The organism is Pseudoalteromonas sp. Isolate6 (assembly GCF_022398435.1).
Classification (GTDB): domain Bacteria; phylum Pseudomonadota; class Gammaproteobacteria; order Enterobacterales; family Alteromonadaceae; genus Pseudoalteromonas; species Pseudoalteromonas galatheae.
On the sequence record NZ_JAKEVK010000253.1, the window covers coordinates 1 to 5,798 of the forward strand.

Sequence of the window (5,798 nt, forward strand, 5' to 3'; positions counted from 1 at the left end):
AAATAAACTCTGGTCTCAGAATTGCGTTGTCTTTAGCGACAATAATCAAAAAATGAGACAAGTTATGACAGCAAGTAAATCTTTAGTGGCGGTGGCAGTTGCCAGTGCAACGTTATCAGCCTCTGCGCTAGCCGCAGACTACAGCATTTATGGTAAAGCAGAAGTTCAAATTGCCAACACCGACAAAGGGGTGATGCGCTATACCAAAGAGGGCACACAAATTGACGCGCCATTTTCAAGAATTGGTGTAAAAGGTACTCACGGCTTATCAAGCGATCTAAAACTCGTCTACAAATATGAAGTACAAGTTAAAGGTTTTGAACACGACGATACCACCGAGCCATTTTCAGCAAGGAATACCTATGTTGGCCTTGAAGGTAAATTTGGTACAGTTTTAGTGGGCAGGAACGACACGCGTTTTAAGTTCAGTGAAGGTAAAATCGATCAATTCAACGAAACCCAAAGTGATATTGCCCAAGTGCTAGCTGGCCAAGACAGAGTTGGTGATTCAATTACCTATTCTTCACCTAAATGGAACGACTTTTCTTTTTCTCTGACCTACACACCTAAAGACGACGCGAGCAACGATGAAACCGGATTTGCAGCAACCGCAATTTATGGTGACCGAGCATTAAAAAGTAAAGATTACTATGTTGTCTTAAGCCATACAGACAGTATTGGTAATTTAGTTGCTACACGTATCGCAGTGGCTTATAAGTGGCAAAAGCTACAACTTGGAGCCATTATCCAAGACAGCGAAAATCTAGCGAAAGACAAATCAGGAAATGGTTATGTACTAAGTGCAAGTTATCAACTCGACGATAATTGGCGTCCGAAACTACAGTTTGCCAAGGACTCAAGCGGATTACGTCACAGCGAAGATGCAACTCAGTGGACGCTAGGTACAGACTATATTTTTGATAAACAAACTAACTTATATGTGATGGCAACGCAGCTCGACCTTGAAACGCAAGACGATACTAGCATCGCAGTTGGCTTAAAATACAAGTTTTAAAGGCTCAAGACAATGACAGAAGAGAATAAAAAAACGATAAAAACGCAGCTGTTTCTGTGGCTTGGTCCCTTAGTTATGTTAGTGATCTGTTCGGTTGAGCCACCATCTGGCATGTCGGTTGAGGCATGGAGAACCGCTGGCTTAGCGTTTTGGCTAGCCTCTTGGTGGATAACGGAAGCAGTACCTATTCCAGCAGCCTCTTTATTACCCTTGGTTATTTCGCCTTTGGTTGGCATTGCTTCTATTAAAGCGGTCGCCGCGCCCTTTGCGCACCCTTTGATTTATCTATTCCTTGGTGGATTTTTGCTCTCGATTGCCATGGAAAGGTGGGGGCTGCATAAACGTATTGCGCTGAATACGATGTTGTTCGCAGGCACTAAACCAAGCATACAGATCTTGGCGATGATGGGCGTGACAGCATTTTTGTCCATGTGGATGTCGAATACGGCAACGGCGGTCATGATGTTACCTATTGCGCTCTCGGTTATTCACTTAGTGAAAGAGCAGGGGGGAGATAGCCAGAGCTTTGCTAAAGCGCTATTACTTTCTATCGCTTATGGTGCAAGCATTGGTGGCATTGCAACCTTAATCGGTACGCCACCAAATGCGTTAATGGCTGCGTATTTATCAGATAGTTATCAAATTGAGATTGGTTTTGCCACTTGGATGATGATTGGTGTGCCTCTGTCTTTGGTGATGCTGGCATTTGCTTGGTTTTGGTTGACCAAAGTGACTTACAAGGTCGATAAAGAAGAAATTAATGTTGATACTAAGTCGTTATTTACTTCCCAATTAAAAGCACTAGGAGAAATGTCTCGTGCGGAGAAAGGGGTTTTTGCGGTATTTATTTTAGCGGCAGTATGCTGGATCTTTAGGCCGCTAATTGGTGATGTTACGGGTCTTAAATTGTCAGATACTGGCATTGCAATTGCGGCTGCACTGTTACTCTTTGTGCTTCCAGCCAAGTCGGGAAGTGACGAACGTATTTTAGATTGGGAAAGCGCGGCTAAGGTGCCTTGGGGTATCTTGCTATTATTTGGCGGTGGTTTATCACTAGCAGCACAGATCAAATCTTCAGGACTTGCCGATTACATCGCTAACTTACTTGCGGGCGCGGATGCCATGGGCTTAGTAATTGGCGTGCTTGTTGTTGCCGCACTTATTACATTCTTAACGGAAATTACCAGTAATACCGCAACGGCAGCAGGCTTTTTGCCTTTACTTGGTCCGGTGGCTGAATCAATCACAGGTTCACCTTTAGCTTGGGTTATCCCAGCTGCAATCGCGGCCAGTTGTGCCTTTATGATGCCCGTTGCAACACCACCAAATGCCATCGTATTTGGCTCGGGTGAGATTAAAATTAAAGACATGATAAGAGCTGGATTTGTTTTAAACTTGGTCGCGATAGGGCTAATTACAATTGTTACCTTGACTTTGGCAAGGAGCATACTAAGGTTTTAAAGTTGCCATTCTCCACAGGCTGTGTCCATCGAAGGGCAACTCGGTCATACGCAGCCTGTCTCTATAGTAATACCAATTGTGTTAACTCTCCAACCTATTTGAAGGGCAAAATACCATATTAGCGTCGTTAAAAATTTCTCATTTAGAACAACTAAATAGCAAAATTTTTGCCTTGCCTATATGGATATAGGTACCTTGGCGGTAGCAGGACGCGAGAGCGGAGCTACTAAAGCTATTTTTCCGCATCAAAATAGTTCATTTACTTAATACAATTGGTATAAAACCTAGTTTTTTGAAGATAGACCCGTTGTTTTTTCCCTGCTATATTCGAATTAGACATTAGCAGGACCTGATAATGATTGAAGATAATACCAGCACCCTAATCGCTACATTTACTCAGTTAAAAAGTCGCTTTAACCAAGAACCTTATCCCGCGCTTGAAAAGCGTTTACGTCTATTAACCGAAATAAAATCACGCATGTTGCAGCGGCAAGATCAATTAGTCGAGGCGGCAGATCAGGATTTTGGTACTCGGAGTCGATTCGATACCGTGATTGCAGACATCATGCCTTGCATCAATTCGATTGATTATATCGCGAAGCACCTGCGCAAATGGAGCAAAGTGCAGCATCGTTCACCCGGTGCGCAGTGGCTACCATCTAAGGCAAAAATTGAGATTGTGCCAAAAGGAGTCGTGGGCGTGATAGCCCCGTGGAATTATCCAATTCAGTTGGCGATTGTTCCCGTGATTACCGCCCTCGCCGCTGGTAACAAAGTTATGCTTAAGTTAAGCGAGTTCACTCCCAAGGTGAATACAGTGATAAGAGCCATTTTTAAAGGATTGGACGATGAAGTGTGCGTCATTGAAGGCGGGCCTGATATTGCATCAACGTTTACTGAACAGCCATTCGATCACTTGCTATTTACAGGCTCAACAGCAGTTGGCAAAAAGGTGATGGCGGCTGCGGCTAAAAATCTCACGCCGGTCACCTTAGAGTTAGGGGGGAAATCACCTGTTATAGTGCTTGATGACGCCGATATCAGCGGCGCTGCGATGAGCGTGTTAATGGGTAAGCTCTCAAATTCAGGTCAAATCTGTGTTGCACCAGATTATGTATTAGTGCACGAAGAAAAATACGACGTATTTATTACTGAGCTAAAACAGCACTACGAAAAAACATATAAATCGAAAGTAGGTGTAAAAAACCAAACTTCAATTATTAACGACAGACAATTTCAGCGCTTAAATGACATTATTACTGATGCCAGAAGTAAAGGCGCGAATGTGTGGCAAGCTGAGACCGCACGCGACAATCGTCAGCTCCCTCTGCATATCATTACCCAGGTCAACAGAAGTATGAGGGTGATGCAAGAGGAGCTATTCGGAACGATTTTGCCCATTCTAAAAATATCCAACTTAAATGATGCAATGAGCCACATTAGAGACGACACCACACCACTTGCGAGCTATTTGTTTACGCAATCTCAGGGCGCCATAAATAAAGTGTCAAAGGAGCTCGCAACGGGTACTTTAGCTATCAACGAAACCATAGTGCAGGTGGCAGTTGAGTCTTTACCCTTTGGTGGCCTAGGTCACTCTGGTATGGGTCAATATCATGGCGAAGAAGGCTTTTATACCTTTAGCCATAAAAAGCCTATACTCCAGTCTAATAACACTAAATGGCGCAACAAGATGCTGCTTAGCCATTCAAAGCTGCTTACAAAGCCATTGGAGTGGCTCTTTTTGAGGAAAAAATAACATCGAGCGTATCGGACAAGCATAGTACAGCCTGCTTGCGGCGCAACGAATCTATTAATAATGAACGTATGTTCGCGCATACGTTACTATTTATACACTAAAGTCAATCAAAGGATTGGAGGACATATGGATATTTCTACAGCGTTAAAAAACATGGAAGCATTAGCAAATGGTATTGATCCAACTTCAGGTGAAGTGCTACCCGATACTTCTCCTTACAATAACCCTGAAGTTATAAGGTCATTGTTTACTGTTGTTGGGGCTTTAAAACAGTCAAAAAAAGGTAAAAAGTCAGTAGAGCAAAAACAGCAAGAGAACATTTCAAAAGGCCTTCCGAAGAACGCAGGGCTTCCTTGGACAGAGGAAGAGCGAAAAAGGTTAACCCATGCTTTTCATGCAAATATATCTATAGGCGAGCTATCTGATATTCATGGGCGCACAAGCGGTGCCATCACCTCTGAGTTGAAAAAGCAGGGTTTAATTGAAGAAATTGAAGCTACCCGTATGTGATACCAATTTATCTTTATTTGCTCAACTTGAAGGAGTGGAGCTGAGCTAACTTTGCTAAAAACTCTCATTTAGAACACTAAATAGAAACTTGCGCGTTGCCTACGGGATATAGGTACCTCAACATGAGCAGGACGTGGAAGCAGCGTCATCCCCAAAGCTCTCGGGCTAGATAAGGGAATGCTCTAATATGTTCTTAAAAACAATGAGTTGGCTCATTTCTTATGCAAACACCTAGTTAAATAATAAACGTTAGATTGACGGGGAAATTGAGATGATACAAACAACAGAGCACTGTGACTTTTGGCTAGGTACCTTTCCGTCAGAGAGGCGAGCTTGCGAGTATTTCGAAGAAATTTACAACGCCGAAGATGAAGACCGAGAGTACACACCCCTATCCGAGTTCGCCAAGGATCAAGAGCAACATTGGTACGATCATGATTTCATTGAATACGGTTTTAACAATTCAGTGTCAAGTATCAAAGAATTAGTCGAAGGTTACTCTTATAGTGAGCAATATGCAGAGGAGCTTGAAAAGCGATGTGCAGAACGGAAGCTAGTTGGTATAAATTTCTTTGTATTCATCACTGTTCGTGAGATAGCTAAGCCTAAATCGGTTATAACAGATGAATTTAAGTTACATTATGTTGGTAAAATTGAGTATCAAATTTGAGGTAACTCGCTCCCAGTAAGTTGTGATGAATAACGCAATTTACACAAAGTTGCCTGCGCAATTCAGTGAGTGCAGTATTAAAGCACAGGTTACTTTTTAGGAGCACACTTTGAGGCGGTTTACAGTGATCTTATGAGTCGAAGGAGATAAGTATTCGAGCAATTAAGACTCGTTGGTTGCGCTATTTAAGTCATCTCCGTCTTGCTGTTGGGCTGCGATTTTCTCACGCTCTGCTTTTGAGATGTAGCGCGGTTTGTTGCTTTTGTGGAGCTTAGCATTAGCACGCTTGTCTTTTTTCTTTAGGGTTTCGTAAATTTTCTTTTTGCGGTTCATTTTCAAAGACCATTATGAATGAAGTGCTAGTTTACCTTAGTGTTAGCAGA

General features: G+C 42.7%; 6 protein-coding genes. 5 read left to right on the top strand and 1 reads right to left on the bottom strand.

The genetic code is table 11. The features are described 5' to 3' along the window. Positions 1-64: 64 nt before the first annotated feature. The 5 genes from L1D50_RS20890 (at position 65) to L1D50_RS20910 (ending at position 5,415) form a co-directional block, all read left to right on the top strand. The gene (locus tag L1D50_RS20890) at positions 65-1,015 is read left to right on the top strand and encodes a porin (protein ID WP_239966733.1); all 951 of its coding nucleotides are present in this window, start codon (positions 65-67) and stop codon (positions 1,013-1,015) included. Between the two features lie 12 nt (positions 1,016-1,027). Continuing rightward, positions 1,028-2,476, top strand: a complete 1,449-nt coding sequence (locus L1D50_RS20895) for an SLC13 family permease (RefSeq protein WP_239966734.1) — start codon at positions 1,028-1,030, stop codon at positions 2,474-2,476. A 355-nt stretch (positions 2,477-2,831) separates the two neighbouring features. Then, complete coding sequence (locus L1D50_RS20900) at positions 2,832-4,235, top strand: coniferyl aldehyde dehydrogenase (protein WP_239966735.1); 1,404 nt, start codon at positions 2,832-2,834, stop codon at positions 4,233-4,235. Positions 4,236-4,361: 126 nt separating this feature from the next. Further along, entirely contained in the window at positions 4,362-4,745 is a 384-nt protein-coding gene (locus L1D50_RS20905; RefSeq protein ID WP_239966736.1) for a hypothetical protein, read from the top strand. A gap of 271 nt (positions 4,746-5,016) precedes the next feature. Beyond that, entirely contained in the window at positions 5,017-5,415 is a 399-nt protein-coding gene (locus tag L1D50_RS20910) for an immunity 22 family protein (RefSeq protein WP_239966737.1), read from the top strand. Positions 5,416-5,577: 162 nt separating this feature from the next. Here the strand turns inward: L1D50_RS20910 and L1D50_RS20915 are convergent, their stop codons facing one another. Beyond that, a complete protein-coding gene (locus tag L1D50_RS20915) occupies positions 5,578-5,748 on the bottom strand; it encodes a DUF2986 domain-containing protein (protein ID WP_239966738.1) in 171 nt (56 codons plus the stop codon). Positions 5,749-5,798 lie beyond the last annotated feature (50 nt).